22 protein-coding genes and 4 tRNA genes are annotated in these 17,674 nt (G+C 63.7%); 21 read left to right on the plus strand and 5 right to left on the minus strand.

Annotation, left to right across the window (positions count from 1 at the left end; translation table 11 throughout):
* Positions 1-44 precede the first annotated feature (44 nt).
* The 5 genes from CGLAUT_RS01580 to CGLAUT_RS01600 all read left to right on the plus strand — a co-directional run bounded on the left by CGLAUT_RS01580 (position 45) and on the right by CGLAUT_RS01600 (position 4,602).
* Positions 45-1,247 (plus strand): glycosyltransferase family 4 protein, encoded by a 1,203-nt coding sequence (locus CGLAUT_RS01580; RefSeq protein ID WP_290185884.1) that lies wholly within the window; start codon positions 45-47, stop codon positions 1,245-1,247.
* A gap of 107 nt (positions 1,248-1,354) precedes the next feature.
* Positions 1,355-1,603, plus strand: coding sequence for a FeoA family protein (locus tag CGLAUT_RS01585; protein WP_290185886.1), 249 nt, complete (start codon positions 1,355-1,357; stop codon positions 1,601-1,603).
* The gene (gene feoB / locus CGLAUT_RS01590) at positions 1,600-3,564 is read left to right on the plus strand and encodes a ferrous iron transport protein B (RefSeq protein ID WP_290185888.1); all 1,965 of its coding nucleotides are present in this window, start codon (positions 1,600-1,602) and stop codon (positions 3,562-3,564) included. The genes CGLAUT_RS01585 and feoB overlap by 4 nt, the downstream gene beginning before the upstream one ends.
* 63 nt (positions 3,565-3,627) lie before the next feature.
* Positions 3,628-3,885 (plus strand): hypothetical protein, encoded by a 258-nt coding sequence (locus tag CGLAUT_RS01595; RefSeq protein ID WP_290185891.1) that lies wholly within the window; start codon positions 3,628-3,630, stop codon positions 3,883-3,885.
* A 24-nt stretch (positions 3,886-3,909) separates the two neighbouring features.
* Positions 3,910-4,602 carry a demethylmenaquinone methyltransferase gene (locus CGLAUT_RS01600; RefSeq protein WP_290185893.1) on the plus strand — a complete coding sequence of 231 codons (693 nt, stop codon included), beginning with the start codon at positions 3,910-3,912 and terminating at the stop codon, positions 4,600-4,602.
* A gap of 22 nt (positions 4,603-4,624) precedes the next feature.
* Here CGLAUT_RS01600 and CGLAUT_RS01605 read toward each other — a convergent pair whose 3' ends face one another.
* Positions 4,625-5,887 carry a geranylgeranyl reductase family protein gene (locus CGLAUT_RS01605; RefSeq protein ID WP_290185895.1) on the minus strand — a complete coding sequence of 421 codons (1,263 nt, stop codon included), beginning with the start codon at positions 5,885-5,887 and terminating at the stop codon, positions 4,625-4,627.
* 130 nt (positions 5,888-6,017) lie between these two features.
* Between CGLAUT_RS01605 and CGLAUT_RS01610 the strand changes: the two genes are divergently transcribed.
* From CGLAUT_RS01610 to CGLAUT_RS01675, 14 genes are all read left to right on the plus strand, one after another.
* Positions 6,018-7,034, plus strand: a complete 1,017-nt coding sequence (locus CGLAUT_RS01610) for a polyprenyl synthetase family protein (RefSeq protein WP_290185897.1) — start codon at positions 6,018-6,020, stop codon at positions 7,032-7,034.
* Positions 7,035-7,117: 83 nt separating this feature from the next.
* A tRNA-Tyr gene (locus tag CGLAUT_RS01615) sits at positions 7,118-7,199 on the plus strand.
* Positions 7,200-7,286: 87 nt separating this feature from the next.
* Positions 7,287-7,481, plus strand: a complete 195-nt coding sequence (locus tag CGLAUT_RS01620; RefSeq protein WP_290185899.1) for a hypothetical protein — start codon at positions 7,287-7,289, stop codon at positions 7,479-7,481.
* A gap of 11 nt (positions 7,482-7,492) precedes the next feature.
* Positions 7,493-7,987 (plus strand): VOC family protein, encoded by a 495-nt coding sequence (locus CGLAUT_RS01625; RefSeq protein ID WP_290185901.1) that lies wholly within the window; start codon positions 7,493-7,495, stop codon positions 7,985-7,987.
* Between the two features lie 154 nt (positions 7,988-8,141).
* Positions 8,142-8,214 (plus strand) — tRNA-Thr (locus tag CGLAUT_RS01630).
* Between the two features lie 25 nt (positions 8,215-8,239).
* Positions 8,240-8,311: transfer RNA gene (locus tag CGLAUT_RS01635), tRNA-Met, on the plus strand.
* A gap of 88 nt (positions 8,312-8,399) precedes the next feature.
* Positions 8,400-8,475 (plus strand) — tRNA-Trp (locus tag CGLAUT_RS01640).
* A 24-nt stretch (positions 8,476-8,499) separates the two neighbouring features.
* Positions 8,500-8,823 (plus strand): preprotein translocase subunit SecE, encoded by a 324-nt coding sequence (secE, locus tag CGLAUT_RS01645; protein WP_290185903.1) that lies wholly within the window; start codon positions 8,500-8,502, stop codon positions 8,821-8,823.
* A 127-nt stretch (positions 8,824-8,950) separates the two neighbouring features.
* The gene (locus CGLAUT_RS01650) at positions 8,951-9,112 is read left to right on the plus strand and encodes a hypothetical protein (protein ID WP_290185905.1); all 162 of its coding nucleotides are present in this window, start codon (positions 8,951-8,953) and stop codon (positions 9,110-9,112) included.
* Between the two features lie 186 nt (positions 9,113-9,298).
* Positions 9,299-10,129, plus strand: a complete 831-nt coding sequence (gene nusG, locus CGLAUT_RS01655) for a transcription termination/antitermination protein NusG (RefSeq protein WP_290186972.1) — start codon at positions 9,299-9,301, stop codon at positions 10,127-10,129.
* A gap of 203 nt (positions 10,130-10,332) precedes the next feature.
* Complete coding sequence (gene rplK / locus CGLAUT_RS01660) at positions 10,333-10,761, plus strand: 50S ribosomal protein L11 (RefSeq protein ID WP_290185907.1); 429 nt, start codon at positions 10,333-10,335, stop codon at positions 10,759-10,761.
* Positions 10,762-10,821: 60 nt separating this feature from the next.
* Entirely contained in the window at positions 10,822-11,529 is a 708-nt protein-coding gene (gene rplA / locus CGLAUT_RS01665; RefSeq protein ID WP_290185909.1) for a 50S ribosomal protein L1, read from the plus strand.
* A gap of 138 nt (positions 11,530-11,667) precedes the next feature.
* Entirely contained in the window at positions 11,668-12,888 is a 1,221-nt protein-coding gene (locus tag CGLAUT_RS01670) for a glycosyltransferase family 4 protein (protein WP_290185911.1), read from the plus strand.
* A gap of 32 nt (positions 12,889-12,920) precedes the next feature.
* Positions 12,921-13,598: a metal-dependent transcriptional regulator gene (locus CGLAUT_RS01675; RefSeq protein WP_290185913.1), complete on the plus strand. Its 678-nt coding sequence runs from the start codon at positions 12,921-12,923 to the stop codon at positions 13,596-13,598.
* Here the strand turns inward: CGLAUT_RS01675 and CGLAUT_RS01680 are convergent.
* From CGLAUT_RS01680 to CGLAUT_RS01695, 4 genes are read right to left on the minus strand one after another with little or no spacing between them, the layout of a single operon-like run.
* On the minus strand, positions 13,547-14,422 hold the full coding sequence (locus CGLAUT_RS01680) for a metal ABC transporter permease (RefSeq protein ID WP_290185915.1): 876 nt from the start codon (positions 14,420-14,422) through the stop codon (positions 13,547-13,549). The genes CGLAUT_RS01675 and CGLAUT_RS01680 overlap by 52 nt on opposite strands.
* A complete protein-coding gene (locus tag CGLAUT_RS01685; RefSeq protein ID WP_290185917.1) occupies positions 14,419-15,144 on the minus strand; it encodes a metal ABC transporter ATP-binding protein in 726 nt (241 codons plus the stop codon). Before CGLAUT_RS01685 ends, CGLAUT_RS01680 begins: the two co-directional genes overlap by 4 nt.
* Positions 15,141-16,064, minus strand: coding sequence for a metal ABC transporter substrate-binding protein (locus tag CGLAUT_RS01690; protein WP_290185919.1), 924 nt, complete (start codon positions 16,062-16,064; stop codon positions 15,141-15,143). The genes CGLAUT_RS01685 and CGLAUT_RS01690 overlap by 4 nt, the downstream gene beginning before the upstream one ends.
* A gap of 46 nt (positions 16,065-16,110) precedes the next feature.
* On the minus strand, positions 16,111-16,257 hold the full coding sequence (locus tag CGLAUT_RS01695) for a hypothetical protein (protein ID WP_157731230.1): 147 nt from the start codon (positions 16,255-16,257) through the stop codon (positions 16,111-16,113).
* A 110-nt stretch (positions 16,258-16,367) separates the two neighbouring features.
* Between CGLAUT_RS01695 and rplK (CGLAUT_RS01700) the strand changes: the two genes are divergently transcribed.
* Both rplK (CGLAUT_RS01700) and rplA (CGLAUT_RS01705) read left to right on the plus strand, forming a co-directional pair.
* Positions 16,368-16,796: a 50S ribosomal protein L11 gene (gene rplK, locus CGLAUT_RS01700; RefSeq protein WP_095659183.1), complete on the plus strand. Its 429-nt coding sequence runs from the start codon at positions 16,368-16,370 to the stop codon at positions 16,794-16,796.
* Positions 16,797-16,895: 99 nt separating this feature from the next.
* Positions 16,896-17,606: a 50S ribosomal protein L1 gene (gene rplA, locus CGLAUT_RS01705; protein ID WP_290185924.1), complete on the plus strand. Its 711-nt coding sequence runs from the start codon at positions 16,896-16,898 to the stop codon at positions 17,604-17,606.
* The last annotated feature ends 68 nt before the right edge of the window (positions 17,607-17,674 follow it).

A 17,674-nucleotide genomic window follows, 5' to 3' on the forward strand; every position in this document is an offset into this window, starting at 1 on the left:
TCCGATTGGGCAAGCGTTTGTCCAGCGATGAAAGAATGCTACGCATGCGTGTGGGAATCGTGGCCGAATCCTTTTTGCCGAACATCAACGGAGTGACCAACTCCGTGCTCCGGGTGCTCGAGCATCTCAAGCGCGAAGGCCACGAAGCCATCGTGGTTGCGCCGGGTGCCCGTGACTTTCAGGAAGAGGTGCCGGACTACCTCGGGTTTGAGATCGTTCGCGTGCCCACGGTGATGATTCCCCTGATTGACTCGCTGCCGATCGGCGTGCCCACCACCACGGTTGCTGCCGCGCTGGCGGATTTCAAGCCGGACGTGATCCACCTGGCCAGCCCGTTCGTGCTGGGTGGTGCAGGTGCGTTCGCTGCTCGCCAGCTCGACATCCCTGCTGTGGGGCTGTATCAGACCGACGTCGCTGGATTTGCCACGAAATACCACGCGGCGATGGTGGCTAACATCGCCTGGGACTGGACCCGCACGATCCACAACATGTGCCAGATGACGCTCGCGCCGTCTTCGGCGACGATCAGCGAGCTGGAGTCGCGCGGTATCAAGAACGTCAACCACTGGGGCCGCGGCGTGGACGCGGAACTGTTCCACCCGACGCGACGCTCCGAGGTGCTGCGACGCCAGTGGGATCCGACGGGGTCCAAGAAGATTGTTGGTTTTGTGGGGCGTTTGGCTGCGGAGAAGAGCGTGCACCGTCTCGCCCCGCTGGTGGCGAACCAAGACATCCAACTGGTTGTTGTCGGCGATGGTCCGGAGCGCCAGGCGCTTGAAGAGGCGCTGCCCGGTGCAGTGTTCACCGGCGCACTGAGCGGCGAGTCCCTGGCGCGCGCGTACGCGTCGCTGGACCTGTTCATACACACCGGCGAGTTCGAGACCTTCTGCCAGGCGATCCAGGAAGCGCAGGCCTCCGGTGTACCCACCATTGGTCCGCGCGCCGGCGGCCCGATCGACCTGATCGACCACGGGGTCAACGGCCTGCTGCTCGACGTGGACACCTTCGAGGCTGAGCTGCCGGATGCGGCGAGCTGGGTCCTCGACGATGCGCGCCTGGACAACTTGAAGGCCACCGCCCGCGAGTCGGTTGCAGACAAGACCTGGCAGGCGCTCGGCGAGCAGTTGATGGGCTACTACGAAGAGGTTGTCAAGGGCTACAACCGCAACGTGATCCGAATCTTCGGTCGCGATGTCAACCTGCCCGCGTGGGCGCGGGGACCGCGCCGCCTGCGCCGCGGGGCGTGAACTGTATCACCCACGCCGAAAAAACCGTTCCAGACCTTTCCTAACCGCTTCGAATAAGAGTAGGTTCGCTTTTGTAAAGCAAGCCTTACTTAAAGGAGCCTGCACGCATGGGTGGCACGGCAACACTAATGGACATCCCCGTGGGGAAACGCGCGGTGATCAACTCCGCCACGGTCGATGGGACGCTGAACCGCCGACTCCGCGAACTCGGCCTGCGCAGCGGTGCCGAAGTCACCGTCATGCAGAAGACCGCCGGCGGCGGCCGAGTCGTCAAAGTCCGCGGCACCCACTACGCGCTGGACACCTTCGCGCTCAAGCACATCTTGGTCGACGCGGCCCCGGGTGAAAGCAAATGAGCACTCCGAAAGTTAGTACGCCGGATCCCACCGCAGCCTGCTCCCACTGCGACGCCTCTGCGGCGGAGGTCGCCACCGGCGCGCCCACGATCGCCCTGGTCGGCTCCCCGAACGCAGGTAAGTCGACCCTCTTCAACGCGCTGACCGGCGCCGGCGTGAAAATGGGCAACTGGCCGGGCACCACCGTCGAAGTCTCGCGCGGGGTGTGGCACACGCCCGGGGTGGGTAGTGATCGCCTCAATGTCATCGACTTCCCCGGCGCTTACTCGCTCGACCCGGTCAGCCCCGATGAGGCGCTCACCCGCGAGCTGTTGTTCGACAGCCCCGACTCCCAACGCCCCGACCTGGTGCTGGTCGCGGTCGACACCTCGAATATCGCGCGCGGCCTCTACCTCGCCGCACAGCTCGCCGAGCACCCGTACCAAATGGTCATCGCCCTGACCAAGGCTGATGTGGCGCAGCGCCAGGGCCTCGAGGTGGACCCGGATCGTCTCTCCCGTGCCTTGGGCATCCCGGTCGTCGCCGTCGATCCGCGCCGCCGCGATGTCACCGCCCTCGCCGAAGCTGTGCATGCGCAGCTCCACGCGCCGATCGAAACGGTCCGCCCCGTGGAAGTGCAATCCACGAACTCGGACGCCGATCTTGCCGCCGCCGATGCCCGCTTCGAGTGGATCGACCACGCCGTCGCCTCAGCGACCGTGCGCGACGAGCAGCGGGCTTCCACCACCGAAACCATCGACCGCTTCGTCCTCCACCCCGTCCTCGGACCGCTCATCTTCCTCGCCGTGATGTTCCTGGTCTTTCAAATCACCATCACACTCGCCGCCCCACTGCAAACCCTCCTCGAAGACTTCTTCACCGGCCCGCTCTCACAGTGGGCGGAAGCAGCACTCGCCGCCGTCGGGCTCGACTTCCCCTTCATTAAGGGCTTGCTTATCGACGGCCTGATCGGCGGTGTCGGCATGGTCCTCACGTTCGTCCCTCTGATGGCGCTGATGTTCCTGTGCCTCGCAGTCCTGGAAGATTCCGGGTACATGGCGCGCGCGGCCGTTGTGGCCGATCGGCTGATGCGCGCGATCGGGTTGCCGGGCAAAGCGTTCATCCCGCTCATCGTTGGGTTTGGCTGCAATGTCCCGGCGATCTCCGCGACCCGGGTGCTCAGCACGCCGCTGCAACGCCGGATGACTGCGCTGCTCGTGCCGTTCACCTCTTGCTCGGCGCGGCTTACCGTGTACGTGATGCTGGGTCACACGTTCTTCCCTGAGCACGCGGGACTCGTGGTGTTCGCCATGTACGTGGTTTCGATCCTGCTGGTGGTGTTCGCCGGCCTGCTGCTGAAGACGCTGCTGTGGCGCACCATGGGGGCGGACCCGTTGGTGATCGATCTGCCCGTGTACCAGCTGCCCACCGCGCGTCTGACTGCGACGGTCACCTGGGCACGCCTCAAGGGATTCCTGCGCACCGCAGGCGGCATTATCGTGGCAACCGTCATCGCCATCTGGTTTCTGCTTTCCACCCCAGCGGTCGCAGGGCACAGCTGGGGTGACGAGGAGCTCGCGCCGCAGGACTCGGTCTACGGCGTGGTCTCCGAAACCATTGCGCCGGTCTTTGAACCCGCCGGGTTCGGTTCGTGGTCGCTGACCGGTCCGCTGATCACTGGCTTCCTGGCCAAGGAGGCGTTGATCTCCACTTGGGCGCAGACCTACGCTGTGGAAGAAGACTCGGCGGATCTAGCGACCGCAGTACGCGAGGATTTCGACCAGGCCTCCGGCGGCCACGGCATCGCCGCGGTGTGGGCGTACATGATCTTCCTCATGGGCTACACGCCGTGCGTGGCCACACTCGCCGCACAGCGCCGCGAGATCGGCCTGAAGTGGACGCTCATCGGCGTGGTGGGACAACTCGCGCTTGCCTGGTTGCTCGCGGTGGTCACGTTCCAAATGCTTCGGATATTCATGTAGGCGGAAGCAATGTTTCGTCGACAAGCAACTAAGCCCCAAACCCCGAAACGTCCCGTGGAAGCGGTGACCCAAGCGATCCGCGACGGTGCCCGCAGCCGCGCCGAGATTCGGCGAACCACGGGCTTGAGCGATTCCACGGTGGACGCAATCATCCACCATCTTCAGCGCACCGGACGGCTGAGCCTAGAAGCGCTCGGCGGCAGCTGCGCCGGCGGCGGGTGCAGTTCTTGCGTGGCGGCTAAAGCGAACGGCGGCTGCGCAACGGGCGCGGGCGGGGGAGGCCCTGTCGCACTCGTGCTGACCACGCGCAGGCCGGAGTAGGCCGCCCGCGTAGACTTGCCAACCATGGCCAAGGCGAACCTGGACAAGCAGCCCTTCGACGTTGCCGGGATGTTCGACGACGTGGGGGAGCGCTACGACATCACCAACACGGTGCTGTCCTTCGGCTTGGATAGAAGGTGGCGCACCAAGACCCGCAAGCGCCTTGATCTGAAACCGGGGGAACGGGTGTTGGACCTCGCCGCGGGTACGGCGGTGTCCACCGTTGAGCTGCAAAAGTCGGGCGCGTGGGTGGTGGCGTGCGACTTTTCCCAGGGCATGCTCGCCGCTGGGCGCAACCGGGAGGTGCCGAAAGTTGCCGGAGACGCGATGCACTTGCCGTTTGCTAGCGAGGTGTTCGATGCAGTCACTATTTCCTACGGGCTGCGCAACATCCACGACTTCGAGGCAGGCCTGCGCGAGATGGCGCGCGTGACCAAGCCGGGCGGGCGGTTGACGGTCAACGAGTTCTCCACGCCGATCATCCCGGGTTTTCGCACCCTATATAAGGAGTACTTGCCGCTTGCGCTGCCGCGCGTGGCCAAAGTGTTCTCCTCCAACCCGGAGGCGTACGAGTACTTAGCCGAGTCCATCCGCGCATGGCCGGACCAGGAGGCGCTTGCCGCAGCGATCAACCGCAGCGGATGGGAAGGCGCTGGCTGGCAGGACCTCACCGGCGGGATTGTTGCGCTGCACAGCGCGACGAAGCGGCTGGGCTAGGCCACTGGGCTAAGCCGTATAACTAGGCAGCATTCCACAACGGCGCGTCTTTCGGGGCGAGCTTGCCCGCGGTGCGCCACGCGCGCGCCACGAGGTCGCGGTCCGCGTCGCTGATCATGTTGCCCATGAGCCGTGCTGCTGCGGGCATCAGGTACTCGCCGCCGATTCCGCGCATGGCCAGCGGCGCGACGGCGGGCAGGAACTGGGGGTAGGTCAACAGGCGCGCGGCCGTGCGGGCTAACGCAAACGCTTCGCCGTAGGCCTCCCGCAGCGCGAGAGGCCAAGCCAGCGTGAGGTCGGGGTTCTTGCCGGCGCGGGTGATGAGGGCGATGGCCATCACGGCGGTTTCCATGCCGTAGTCAATGCCTTCGCCGTTGAGCGGGTTCACGCAGGCAGCGGCGTCGCCGATCAGCGCCCAGTTCGCACCCGCCACGTTGGATACCGCCCCGCCCATGGGCAGCAGCGCCGAGGTGACAGCTTCCTCGGGACCCAGCCCCCAGGTGTCGCGTTGTTGCGCGGCGTAGAAGCTGAGCAGCTTCTTCGTGTTCACTCTCGCCGGGCGGGTGTCGGTGGACAGCGCCCCGCAACCGAGGTTCACATAACCGGTGCCGTCGAGCTCGCCCAGCGGGAAGATCCAGCCGTAGCCGGGTTGCACCTCGCCGCTGTCATCGCGCAGCTCGACGTGAGAGTGCATCCACGGCTCGTTCGCGGTCTCGACGGAATCGGTCGCGCAGTACGAGCGGGCCGCGATGCCGTAGACCTCGCTCTTGTGCCAGATGCGCCCCAGCTGTTTGCCAAAGGGGGAGCGCACGCCGTCGGCGACAATCACCCATTTCGCGCTCACCGGCCCGCGGGCGGTAAGGACGTGGCTGATGCGCCCGCCTTCGAACTCCGCTCCGGTCGCAGGACACTCCTGCCACACGGTGGCGCCGGCCTTGGCTGCCTCGGTGACCAGAGCGTCGTCGAAAATCTTGCGCGGGCTGGCCGAACCCTCGGTGCCGTAGACGCCCTCGGGCCAGGGGGCGGTGACATCGCCGCCAAAGCCGTGCAACTTCAGCCCGCGGTTGCGATACGCAGGCAAAACGTGGTCGAGTCCGAGCTGCCGAAGCGTGTGCACCGCGCGGGGGGTGAGTCCGTCGCCGCAGGTTTTGTCTCGGCGTTTGGCAGAGGCGTCGATAAGCAAAGTGTGCAAACCTGCCCGCTGTGCTGCGATGGCTGCCGTGGACCCGGAGGGGCCGGCGCCGACAACGACGCAATCGAACGCGAATGTGCTCACCCCGGTCATTGTGCCAGCCGGGGGCCTACTGTCGTGCGCGGGGGAGGTATTCGGCTACGGTATTTGGAGACATGTGCGCGCCGTTTCTGACGCCATTTTGCAGCTGACAACCGCCCATAACTTGCAAGGACAGTGACCGATGACCCACGGCATCCAACCGTCGCCACGAGGCGGGTTCACCATCGACCTCGGCGACGAGGCGCTGTCGATGCGTGTGGCCCGCGGAATGAGCGCGGTGGAAGACCTGCTGGGCGAGCGGCTGAACCACGGTGAGCCGTTCATCGCGGAGAAGGTCAACCACCTCGCCTTTGCCGGCGGCAAGCGGTTCCGCCCGCTCATGGCGCTGCTGTGCAGCGAGTTCGGGCCGGATCCGGAGGCAGAGAACGTGGTCAAGGGTGCGGTGCTCACCGAGATGGTGCACTTAGCCACCTTGTATCACGACGACGTGATGGATGAGGCGGAGAAGCGCCGCGGCGTGGAGTCGGCGAACCAGCGCTGGGGCAACTCCGTGGCTATTCTGGCCGGCGATATTCTGCTGGCGCACACCTCGCGGTTGATGAGTGAGATTGACACCGAAACTGTTGCGTACTTCGCGGATACGTTTCAGACGCTGGTTACCGGGCAAATGCGCGAGACTGAAGGTGCGCGCGGGACGGATCCGGTCGAGCACTACATCAAGGTGGTCGAGGAAAAGACCGGTGTGCTCATTGCGTGTGCCGCGTATCTGGGGGCGAAGCTATCCGGTGCCCCGGAAGATGTGCGGAGGAGCTGCGAGCGCCTCGGTGCCGCCGTGGGCGTAGTGTTTCAGATCGTCGACGATATCATCGACATCTTCTCCGATGCCTCCCAGTCGGGAAAGACCCCGGGCACCGACCTGCGCGAGGGCGTGTTCACCCTGCCAGTCCTTTACGCACTGGAGGAGGACACCCCGGCGGGCGAGGAGCTACGAGGTTTGCTCACCGGTCCGCTGACCAACGACGCCGACGTCGCACGGGCCCTCGAGCTGATCAGCCAAACCCGTGGGCGCGAGCGCGCCCTGGAGAAGGTTCGCGAGTACCTCGCCGTGGTGGAGCAGGAGCTTGCTTCGCTTCCCGACGGCCCGGCCAACGAAGCTCTCCAGCGACTGGCGGAAGTCACCGTCGACCGCGTGGGCTAAGCGCTTCGTTTGCTTTGGTGTCCAGGGAATTTGCAACCTGGCGCTAGTGGTGATGTAGAGTAAGCAACGCACTTTGAGTGCGCGCCAGGTTGCCCGAGCGGCCAAAGGGAGCGGACTGTAAATCCGCCGGCATTGCCTTCAGAAGTTCGAATCTTCTACCTGGCACTCTTTCGAAAGCCCCGTACCCCACCAGGTGCGGGGCTTTGTGCGTTAGCGCAGCATGCGGGACTGGCGAACGGTATTTTCGAGCTCATGGGCAACGGGCAGAAAATCGTTCCCAATATTTGGTGCAATCGCAGCGCCGAAGCCGTCGCTGCGTTTTATGAAGCGGCCTTCGGTGCGGCCGGTTTTGCTGTCAGTTCCGAAGTTGCAACCCGCTACCCGGAAACTGGCGAGCCGGTAACCACCAACCTCACTATCGATGGGTTCAAGACAAGTTCGGCGTGAACTGGCAATTGATGCTTAGCGACTCTGGGGCAGCCCCGCGTCCTTTCATCATGCCGGCGGTGATGTTTGATGGTCCCGCCCAAGATCGCGCGGAAGAGGCGGCGGAGTTCTACGTGAAGCTGTTCAACTCCAGCAGCGGGCAGGAGGCTGAAGTTGGCGGCATCTCCAGGTATCCGGAGCGTACCGGCAAGGCGGAGGCCGGAGCGTTAGCCTTCGGCGAGTTTCGCGTTGGGGACCAGTGGTTCGTGGTCATGGACAATGGTTCCGGGCAAGACCACGGTCTCCGCGGTATCTCGCTGCTGGTCAATTGCGAAGTTCAGAAAGAGATCGACTTCTTCTGGGATTCCCTGAGCGCAGACTCTGACGCAGAGAACTGCGGATGGCTCAAGGACAAGTTTGGAATGTCGTGGCAGATTGTTCCTGTCAACCACGCAGAGCTTCTGCGGCACCCTAACGCGTTTGCCCACATGATGGAGATGAAGAAGCTCGTCATTGCCGACTTCTGACCGCCAGGGGAGATCGTCGAGAAGAATTGGTGCAAAAATGCGCTCTCCGCTGGCGATTTGTGTTCTGAAAGTGCAACGGGTTAATCTCTACAAGGCTTCAACGGAGCGGGTTGCGCAGGAATAGATCTTGCTGGACTCACAACAAAGAGGCTGTGCCCCCTTAGCTCAGTCGGCAGAGCGTTTCCATGGTAAGGAAAAGGTCATCAGTTCGATTCTGATAGGGGGCTCTGTTGTTTGCATACGCAAGCACATGGCGGTGTAGCTCAGTGGTAGAGCAAGCGACTCATAATCGCTGTGTCGAGAGTTCAATTCTCTCCATCGCTACGTACCTCGATCGGGTGCGGTGTGTGAAAAATTCGCGCCGAGGCTCGTGATAGGGTCTAGGTGCATTGCACATTCAGCGCGATGCTCTAGGGGCGTGGCGCAATTGGTAGCGCAACGGTCTCCAAAACCGTAGGTTGCAGGTTCGAGTCCTGTCGCCCCTGCCAATCCATCAAGTTGGAGGAGTTTCTTTGACTAATCCGAACGGTCAGACCCCGGCGCAGCCGACCGGTAAGCGTCAGCTGCGCGGCACTTCTCCGGTTTCTTCTTCCACCTACGAAGAAAAGCGCGCTCCCGCAAAGCAAGAGGCGAAGGCTGACGAGAGCTACGGCGGTGGCGCTGGGCAGTTTCCTAGCGAAGTCGCAGCCGAGATGAAGAAGGTCATCTGGCCCACTGGCCGTCAGATGGTCAATTACACACTGATCGTGTTCGCGTTCCTCATCTTGGTCACTGTGCTGATGTGGGGCACCGATGTCCTCGCGGCGAAGCTAATTGGATGGGTTCTCATCCCGTAAGCTATACTTTCGTCGTACATTCCCGCCGCCTCGAAGACACGAGGAGGGCGGGATACTTTTTGGCCCGTGCCTTTCGGAACGTAGGTACGCTGTGTCGCAAAGTAGCAAACGTCGCAAGGTGTCACGGATGAAGGAGTTCACCATGGTTGAAGCGGATAAGGACGCGAAGAACACCGTCGAGAACAACGAGCAGGAAATGATCGGCGAGGGTGCCCCGGTGTCCCCGAAGACCGACCCTGAGGCCCGCGAAAGCGACCAGCACGGTAAGGAAGGTGACTCCTCCAACTAAGAGGAGTGGAGTATGGAACGTGAACAAGAACTCCGCAACGATCCGGAGCTGAAAGCAGAAGAGCAGATGATCGCTGAAGACGGTACCGTCAGCGACGGGACTGGCGGCGAAGCCACAGAGGTGGGCGAGTCCGCAGACGTGGAGTCTGCAGGTGAGTTCGCCGAAGAGGTTGAGGACAACCAGGAGATGATCGACGAGGGCGCTCCGGTGATTCCGGAGACCGAGCCGCTGCTGGGGGAATCCCAGGCAGAAGTCGACGCTGAAGCTGAAGCGACGGCGGAGGCCGACGGCGACATCGTCGAAGAACCCATCCAAGAAGGCGACCTCGCTGCGGCTGAGGCAGCACTCGGCGGCGAGGCGGAAGACACCGACAGCGAGTACCGCCGCCGCCTTCGCGAGTACACCAGGGAGCTCAAGAAGCTGCCTGGTGAGTGGTACATCATCCAGTCCTACTCTGGCTACGAGAACAAGGTGAAGACCAACCTCGACATGCGTATTCAAACGCTCGAGGTGGAGGACTCCATCTACGACGTCGTCGTGCCCATCGAGCAGGTCCTAGAGAACAAGGACGGCAAGAAGAAGCTGGTCAAGCGTAAGCTGCTGCCCGGATACGTGCTTGTGCGCATGGACATGAACGACGCCGCATGGTCCGTAGTCCGCGAGACCCCGGGCGTGACCAGCTTCGTGGGCAATGAGGGCAACGCCACTCCGGTGAAGCACCGCGACGTCGCTAAGTTCCTCATGCCAAAGGCTGAGCCTGTCGCGGGCGAGGCTGCCAAAGCGAACGAGGACGGCGAGACCGTCATCGCAATGCCCGAGGAAGAGACCAAGGTGGCAGTGGCGCACGACTACGAAGTCGGCGAGGCCGTCACCATCCTTTCCGGCGCGCTGGCGTCGGTGTCTGCGACGATCAACGCGATTGACCCGGAGACCGGCAAGATTCAGGCACTCGTGTCTATCTTCGGCCGCGAGACCCCGGTGGAGCTCACCGCCGATCAGATCGAGCGCAGCATCTAGCATCTAGCTGCTAGCAGCATTTTGCTTTCGGGCATTTGCGCCCGCTACACTGAAACGTCGCGTCTGCCGTACCTGGTAGCGCGACGTTTTTTCAATCGTTCTCCCCGGTGGCTGGGCTACGCGATCGCGAACCCCGGCATCCGGAGGTGCGCGCGGCATTCATCGTGGCTGCGTGCGCCGTACCAAGGAATTGAGGTAAATCGATGGCTAAGAAGAAGGTCACCGGCCTGATCAAACTGCAGATCGAGGCTGGTATGGCAAACCCGGCACCGCCGGTTGGTCCGGCGCTTGGTGCCCACGGCGTGAACATCGTTGAGTTCACCAAGGCATACAACGCTGCAACCGAGTCCATGCGCGGCAACATCGTGCCGGTGGAGATCACCGTCTACGAAGACCGCTCGTTCGACTTCGTGCTGAAGTCCCCGCCGGCTGCGTCCCTGCTGCTGAAGGCCGCTGGCCTGCAAAAGGGTTCCGGCGTCCCGCACACCCAGAAGGTCGGTTCCGTGACCTGGGATCAGTGCAAGGAGATCGCGGAGACCAAGAAGAACGACCTCAACGCTCGCGACATCGAGGCTGGCGCCGCGATTATCGCTGGCACCGCCCGCTCCATGGGCATCGACGTCGAGAAGTAGAACACCACCCTGTGGCAGGGCCGGCCAGGCCCGCACCACAATTTCCGGAAGGAACTCAATATGGCACAGTCCAAGCACTACAAGGAGCAGCTCGCGAAGATTGACCGCGAGAACCTCTACCACCCGCTCGAGGCCGTCACTCTGGCTCAGGAGACCTCCTCGAAGAAGTACGATGCCACCATCGACGTCGCTATGCGCCTGTCCGTTGACCCGCGCAAGGCTGACCAGCTGGTGCGTGGCACCGTGAACCTGCCGCACGGCACCGGTAAGTCCGTGCGCGTCGCCGTCTTCGCTGAGGGCGAGAAGGCAACCGCAGCCAAGGAAGCTGGCGCTGACATCGTTGGCACCGACGAGCTGATCGAGCAGATCAACGGGGGCCAGATCGATTTCGACGTGGCAATTGCAACCCCGGATCAGATGGCCAAGGTCGGCCGCGTTGCTCGCGTGCTCGGCCCGCGTGGTCTGATGCCGAACCCGAAGACCGGCACCGTCACCCCGGATGTGGCTAAGGCTGTCGAGGAGTCCAAGGGCGGCAAGATCGCCTTCCGTGTGGACAAGGCTTCGAACCTGCACGCGCTGATCGGCAAGGCATCGTTTACCCCGGAGCAGCTCGCTGAGAACTACGGCGCGCTCCTGGATGAGGTGCTGCGCCTCAAGCCGGCATCCGCCAAGGGCATCTACCTGAAGAAGATCACCGTGTCCGCAACCCAGGGCCCGGGCGTTCCGGTCGATCCGAACGTGCAGAAGAACTACGCCACCAAGGCGTAAACGCTTCACGGCTTCAAGCACAGCCCCGATCCTCGGTATCCACTCCGAGGGCCGGGGCTTTATGCTTTGCCCCATGTCACCGCGCGCCGTCGTCGTAGGAGCCGGGCCGAACGGGCTCACCGCCGCCGCCCGGCTATTATGCGTGTGGGAATCGTTGCTGAGTCGTTTTTGCCAAACGTCAACGGGGTCACAAACTCGGTGCTCCGCGTGCTGGAGCATTTGAAGCGGGAGGGGCACGAAGCCATGGTCATCGCCCCCGGCGCCCGCGACTTCCAGGACGAAATTCCGGACTACCTCGGTTTTCCCATCGTGCGCGTGCCAACGGTGATGGTGCCGCTGATTGATCCGCTGCCGATCGGCGTGCCCACCACCACCGTCGCGGCGGCGCTTGCGGAATTCAACCCGGACATCATCCACCTGGCCAGCCCGTTCGTCCTCGGCGGCGCCGGTGCCTTCGCGGCGCGCCAACTGGGCGTGCCGGCGGTGGGGCTGTACCAGACCGATGTGGCTGGGTTTGCCACGAAGTACCACGCCGCCATGATTGCCAACATCGCCTGGGACTGGACGCGCACGGTGCACAACATGTGCGAGATGACGCTCGCACCCTCCTCGGTGTACATCCGCGAGCTGGAATCCCACGGCATCAAAAACGTCCGGCACTGGGGCCGCGGCGTGGACACGGAGCTGTTCAATCCCACGAAGCGCTCCGACGTGCTGCGGCGCGCCTGGGATCCGACAGGGGAGAAGAAGGTCGTCGGATTCGTCGGCCGCCTCGCCGCGGAAAAGTCAGTGCACCGACTCGCCGCGCTGCACGGGGACCTGTCGATCCAGCTCGTGATTGTTGGCGGTGGTCCGGAGCGCGATGCGCTTGAGTCGCTCATGCCGGACGCCGTGTTCACCGGCGCCCTGTCCGGCGAGGAACTCGCCCGCGCCTACGCCTCGCTGGACCTGTTCGTGCACACCGGCGAGTTCGAAACATTCTGCCAGGCCATCCAAGAAGCGCAAGCCTCCGGCGTGCCCACCATCGGCCCGAAGGCCGGCGGCCCCATCGACCTCATCGAACACGGCGAAAATGGCCTACTGCTCGAGGTGGACACCTTCGAAGACGAGCTACCCGATGCGGCCGCCTGGCTTCTCGACGCCGCCCGCCACCCCCAACTCCAACTCACCGCACGCGAGTCCGTAGCCGATAAAACCTGGGCAGCACTGGGGGGCCAGCTGTTGGGCTACTACGAAGAGGTGCTGCGCAGCTACCAGCGCAACGTCATCCAGCTCATGGGCCGGGAAGTAGCGGTGCCGCACTGGGTGCCGGCGCGCATTTCGCAGCCGCGCTCGGTACTGCGGTCTCGCACCGCGTAGGCGCATGCGCGCCGCCAAGTAGAGTGGCGAGCATGTCTGTCAGCGACCTGTCCACCAGCACCCAGAACTACCTCAAAGGCATCTGGGCGATTTCGGAATGGTCAGATACGCCGGTGACAACGTCGTCTGTGGCCAAGCACCTCGGACTGCGGAAATCCACCGTCTCCGACGGGGTGCGCAAACTTGGCGAGCAGGGCCTAGTGGAGCACAAGCCTTACGGCGCCGTCGAGCTGACTGACACTGGCCGCACGTACGCGGTGGCGATGATCCGCCGCCATCGCTTGATTGAAACGTTTTTGGTGGAGGCGTTGGGTTACACCTGGGACCAGGTGCACGACGAGGCTGAAAACCTCGAACACTCGGTGAGTGACTTCATGGTCGATCGCATCGACGCGTTTTTGGACTACCCCAGCCGCGACCCCCACGGCGACCCCATCCCCTCAGCCAGCGGCCGCGTCGACACCCCGGCGGCGGTGCCGCTGACCGCTGTGCAACCCGGGCACACTGCGACGATCGAGCGCATCGCGGACGACGACCCGAAGCTGCTGAAGTTCCTTGACAGCCATGGGCTCATCGTCGGCGCGCAGCTCGAGGTGGCGGTGGGCGCGCCTTATTCCGGCGCGGTGGAAGTCCGGCTGGCTGGCGCGACTGCGGCGGTTCAGCTCGGCGAGGCCGCGACCGACTCCGTCTTCGTGCGCGTCGACGAGTAGCCGCGCCCGCCTCGAACGCCGTGCGGGCTGAGAAGCCACACCGCGGTGAACACCGCGCCCTGGGTGAGCACGATCATGCCGCCAGAGGCAGTGTCCAAGTAGTAGGAGCAGTACAGCCCCACAACCGCGCACGCCGCGGATATCGCTGGCGCGATAAGCAGCATCACATCGAATCTGTTGGAGATCAGGTACGCGGTCGCGCCCGGGATGATCAGCATCGCCACCACCAGGATCACGCCGACGGCCTGCAGCGCCACCACCGACGTCAGCGCCAGCAGCGCCAGCAGGGTGGCGCCGAGCAGCCTCGGGTTCAGCCCGATCGCGTGCGCGTGCACCGGGTCAAACGCGTACAAGGTGAAGTCGCGCCGCTTCAGTAGAACCACCGTGAGCACCACCGCACCCAGCAGCGCGATCTGCAGCACATCCCCGCGGGACACGCCGAGCAGGTTGCCAAAGATGATGTGATTCAAATCCGTATGCGACGGGGTCACCGAAATCAGCACCAAACCCAGGGCGAACATGGTGGTGAACACGATGCCGATCGCGGCGTCCTCCTTCACCCTGGAGGTATCTCGTACCACGCCGATCAAGCCCACCGCCAAAAAGCCGAACAGTACCGCCCCGACGGCGAACGGCACGCCCACGATGTAGGCCAGCACCACGCCGGGCAACACCGCGTGGCTCACTGCGTCGCCCATGAGCGACCAGCCCACCAGCACCAGCCAGCAGGACAAAAGCGCGCACACAATGGACGCCACCAGCGACGTTGCCAAGGCGCGCACCATGAACTCGTAGCCGAACGGCTCGGTCAACAGCGAGATCATGCCGGCACCCCCATCCCGAAGCCCTGCACGAGGTTGTCTGGCTCCAGCACCACCTCGGTCGGGGCGTGCATGAGCACGCGCCGGTTTAACAGCACCGTCTCGGGCGCGAGCTTCGGCAGCGCAACCAGGTCGTGGGTCACCACGACAACCGTGGTGCCTTCGGCGGCGAGCTCGTGCAGCAGCGCTGTGATGGTGGCTTCGGAGTTGGTGTCTACCCCGGCGAACGGCTCGTCGAGAAGCATGATGCTGGCGCCCTGGGCGATGCCGCGCGCGATGAATGCGCGTTTTTTCTGCCCGCCGGACAGCTGGCCGATTTGGCGGCTGGCGAAATCCTCCAGGTGGGTGCGCGCCAGCGCGCGGTTCACCGCTTCGACGTCCTCCTCGCGCGGGCGGCGGGTCAGGCCCATCCGGCCGTAACGGCCCATCATGACCACATCGCGCACAGTGACGGGAAACTGCCAGTCCACCTCTTCGCTCTGGGGAACGTAGCCCAACACCTGCGACTTTCTCGCGCGCTGCGGATCCATCCCGTTGATGCGGACGGTGCCCCGGTCAGGATGCACCAGCCCCATCACTGCTTTGAGCAGCGTGGATTTTCCAGCGCCGTTCATGCCGATCAGGCCGCAGATGCGGCCCGGCTCGACGGTGACAGTCGCGCCGTCGAGCGCCGCCACGTCGCCGTAGCGCACCGAGACATCCTCCACCGCGATTGCCGGGGTCACTGCTTGCTCCCAGTCAAGCCTTCGATGATCACCTTCGTGTCGTGGCGGATAAGGTCCAGATATGTCGGCACCGGGCCGCCCTCCTCGGACAGCGAATCGACGTACAGCGTGCCGCCGAACTCCGCGCCGGTGGCCTCTGTGACCTGCATCATCGGTGCGTTAGACACCGTGGACTCGCAGAACACCGCCGGGACCTTGTTGGCCTTGACAAATTCGATCGCGCCCGCGATCTGCTGCGGGGTGGCTTCCTGCTCCGCGTTGACCGGCCAGATGTAGCGCTCCTTGAGCTTCGCGTCGCGCGCCAGGTAGGAAAACGCGCCCTCGCAGGTCACCAGCGCGCGCTGGTTGTCGGGGACTGCGGCGAGTTTGGTCTCGAGCTCGTTTTGCACGTCCTGCAGCTCGTTTTTGTACTTCTCGCCGTTGGCCTTGAAATCCTCGGCGTGCTGCGGCGAAAGCTTGCTGAACTCCTCGACGATGTTGTCCACGTAGGTCTGCACGTTCACCGGGCTCATCCAGGCGTGCGGGTTGGGCTTGCCGGCGTAGGCGTCCTCGGCAATATCGATCGGCTCCACACCGTCGCTGACCGTGGCGTGCGGCACGTCCAGGTCGGAGACGAACTGGGAGAACCAGCTTTCCAGATTCATGCCGTTGTCCAGGATCAGGTCGGCGTCGGAGGCGCGCGAGATGTCGCCCGGGGTGGGCTCGTAGCCGTGGATTTCCGCGCCGGGTTTGGTGATGGACTCCACCCGCAGGTGGTCGCCGGCGACGTTCGAGGCGATGTCCTGGATCACCGTGAACGTGGTGAGCACCACGGGGGTGTCTTTGTCGCCGGCGGCGTCTGCGCTGTCCTGCGAACAGCCTGCCAGGCCGGCAGCAAGCGCAGCCGTGGCGGCGAGCGCGAGCACCTTGGATTTCAACATGTTGGTCCTTTTCTTTCTGTGTTCTTTCTGGGCACTTTCCGTGCGGTTAGAGAAGCGGCGGCGGGCCGACGCGGTGGGACGTGGCAATGAATCGGTCGAGCTTTTGCGGGGATTCGTCGCGCAGGTAGACGGCGAGCAGCCGCATCAGGTCCCATACCGGCGAATAATAAAGTTCGTCTGGCAGAACTTTCAAGTGTTGTCTTGTCGTACGACCCCCGTTTGCGGGGGACGAAGTGGACTTGCGCACCATGGCCAAGGCAGACCTGGAGAAGAACCCCTTCGACGTACCTAGGAGGTTTTCACATGGCAAAGAAGAAGGTCACCGGCCTGATCAAACTGCAGATCGAGGCTGGTATGGCAAACCCGGCACCGCCGGTTGGTCCGGCACTTGGTGCCCACGGCGTGAACATCGTTGAGTTCACCAAGGCCTACAACGCTGCAACCGAGTCCATGCGCGGCAACATCATCCCGGTGGAGATCACGGTCTACGAAGACCGCTCGTTCGACTTCGTGCTGAAGTCCCCGCCGGCTGCATCCCTGTTGCTGAAGGCTGCTGGCCTGCAGAAGGGCTCCGGCGTCCCGCACACCCAGAAGGTCGGTTCCGTGACCTGGGATCAGTGCAAGGAGATCGCGGAGACCAAGAAGAACGACCTCAACGCCCGTGACATCGAGGCAGGCGCCGCTATCATCGCCGGCACCGCGCGCTCCATGGGCATTGACGTGATCAAGTAAAACTATTCACCCGTGGCAGGGCCGGCCAGGCCCCCAGACCACATTCCGCGTCGCGCCTCCCCCTTCGCTGTGGCGAGTGCGGCATGAAAGGAACTGAACATGGCTAACAAGTCCAAGCACTACAAGGAGCAGCTCGCGAAGGTTGACCGCGAGAACCTCTACCACCCGCTCGAGGCCGTCACTCTGGCTCAGGAGACCTCCTCGAAGAAGTACGACGCCACCATCGACGTTGCTATGCGCCTGTCCGTTGACCCGCGCAAGGCTGACCAGCTGGTCCGCGGCACTGTGAACCTGCCGCACGGCACCGGTAAGACCGTGCGTGTCGCCGTCTTCGCTGAGGGCGAGAACGCTACCAAGGCGCAGGAGGCTGGCGCCGACATCGTTGGCACCGACGAGCTGATCGAGCAGATCAACGCAGGCCAGATCGACTTCGACGTGGCAATTGCGACCCCGGATCAGATGGCTAAGGTCGGTCGCGTCGCCCGCGTGCTCGGCCCGCGTGGTCTGATGCCGAACCCGAAGACCGGCACCGTCACCCCGGACGTGGCAAAGGCTGTCGAGGAGTCCAAGGGCGGCAAGATCGCCTTCCGCGTGGACAAGGCTTCGAACCTGCACGCGCTGATCGGCAAGGCATCCTTCACCCCAGAGCAGCTCGCTGAGAACTACGGCGCACTGCTCGACGAAGTGCTGCGTCTCAAGCCGGCATCCGCCAAGGGCATCTACCTGAAGAAGATCACCGTGTCCGCAACCCAGGGCCCGGGCGTTCCGGTCGACCCGAACGTGCAGAAGAACTACGCCACCAAGGCGTAACCGCTTCACGCTTTTAAGCACAGCCCCGATCCTCGGTATCCACTCCGAGGGCCGGGGCTTTATGCTTT

It is taken from the genome of Corynebacterium glaucum (genome assembly GCF_030408855.1).
In the GTDB taxonomy this organism is placed as follows: Bacteria; Actinomycetota; Actinomycetes; order Mycobacteriales; family Mycobacteriaceae; genus Corynebacterium; species Corynebacterium glaucum.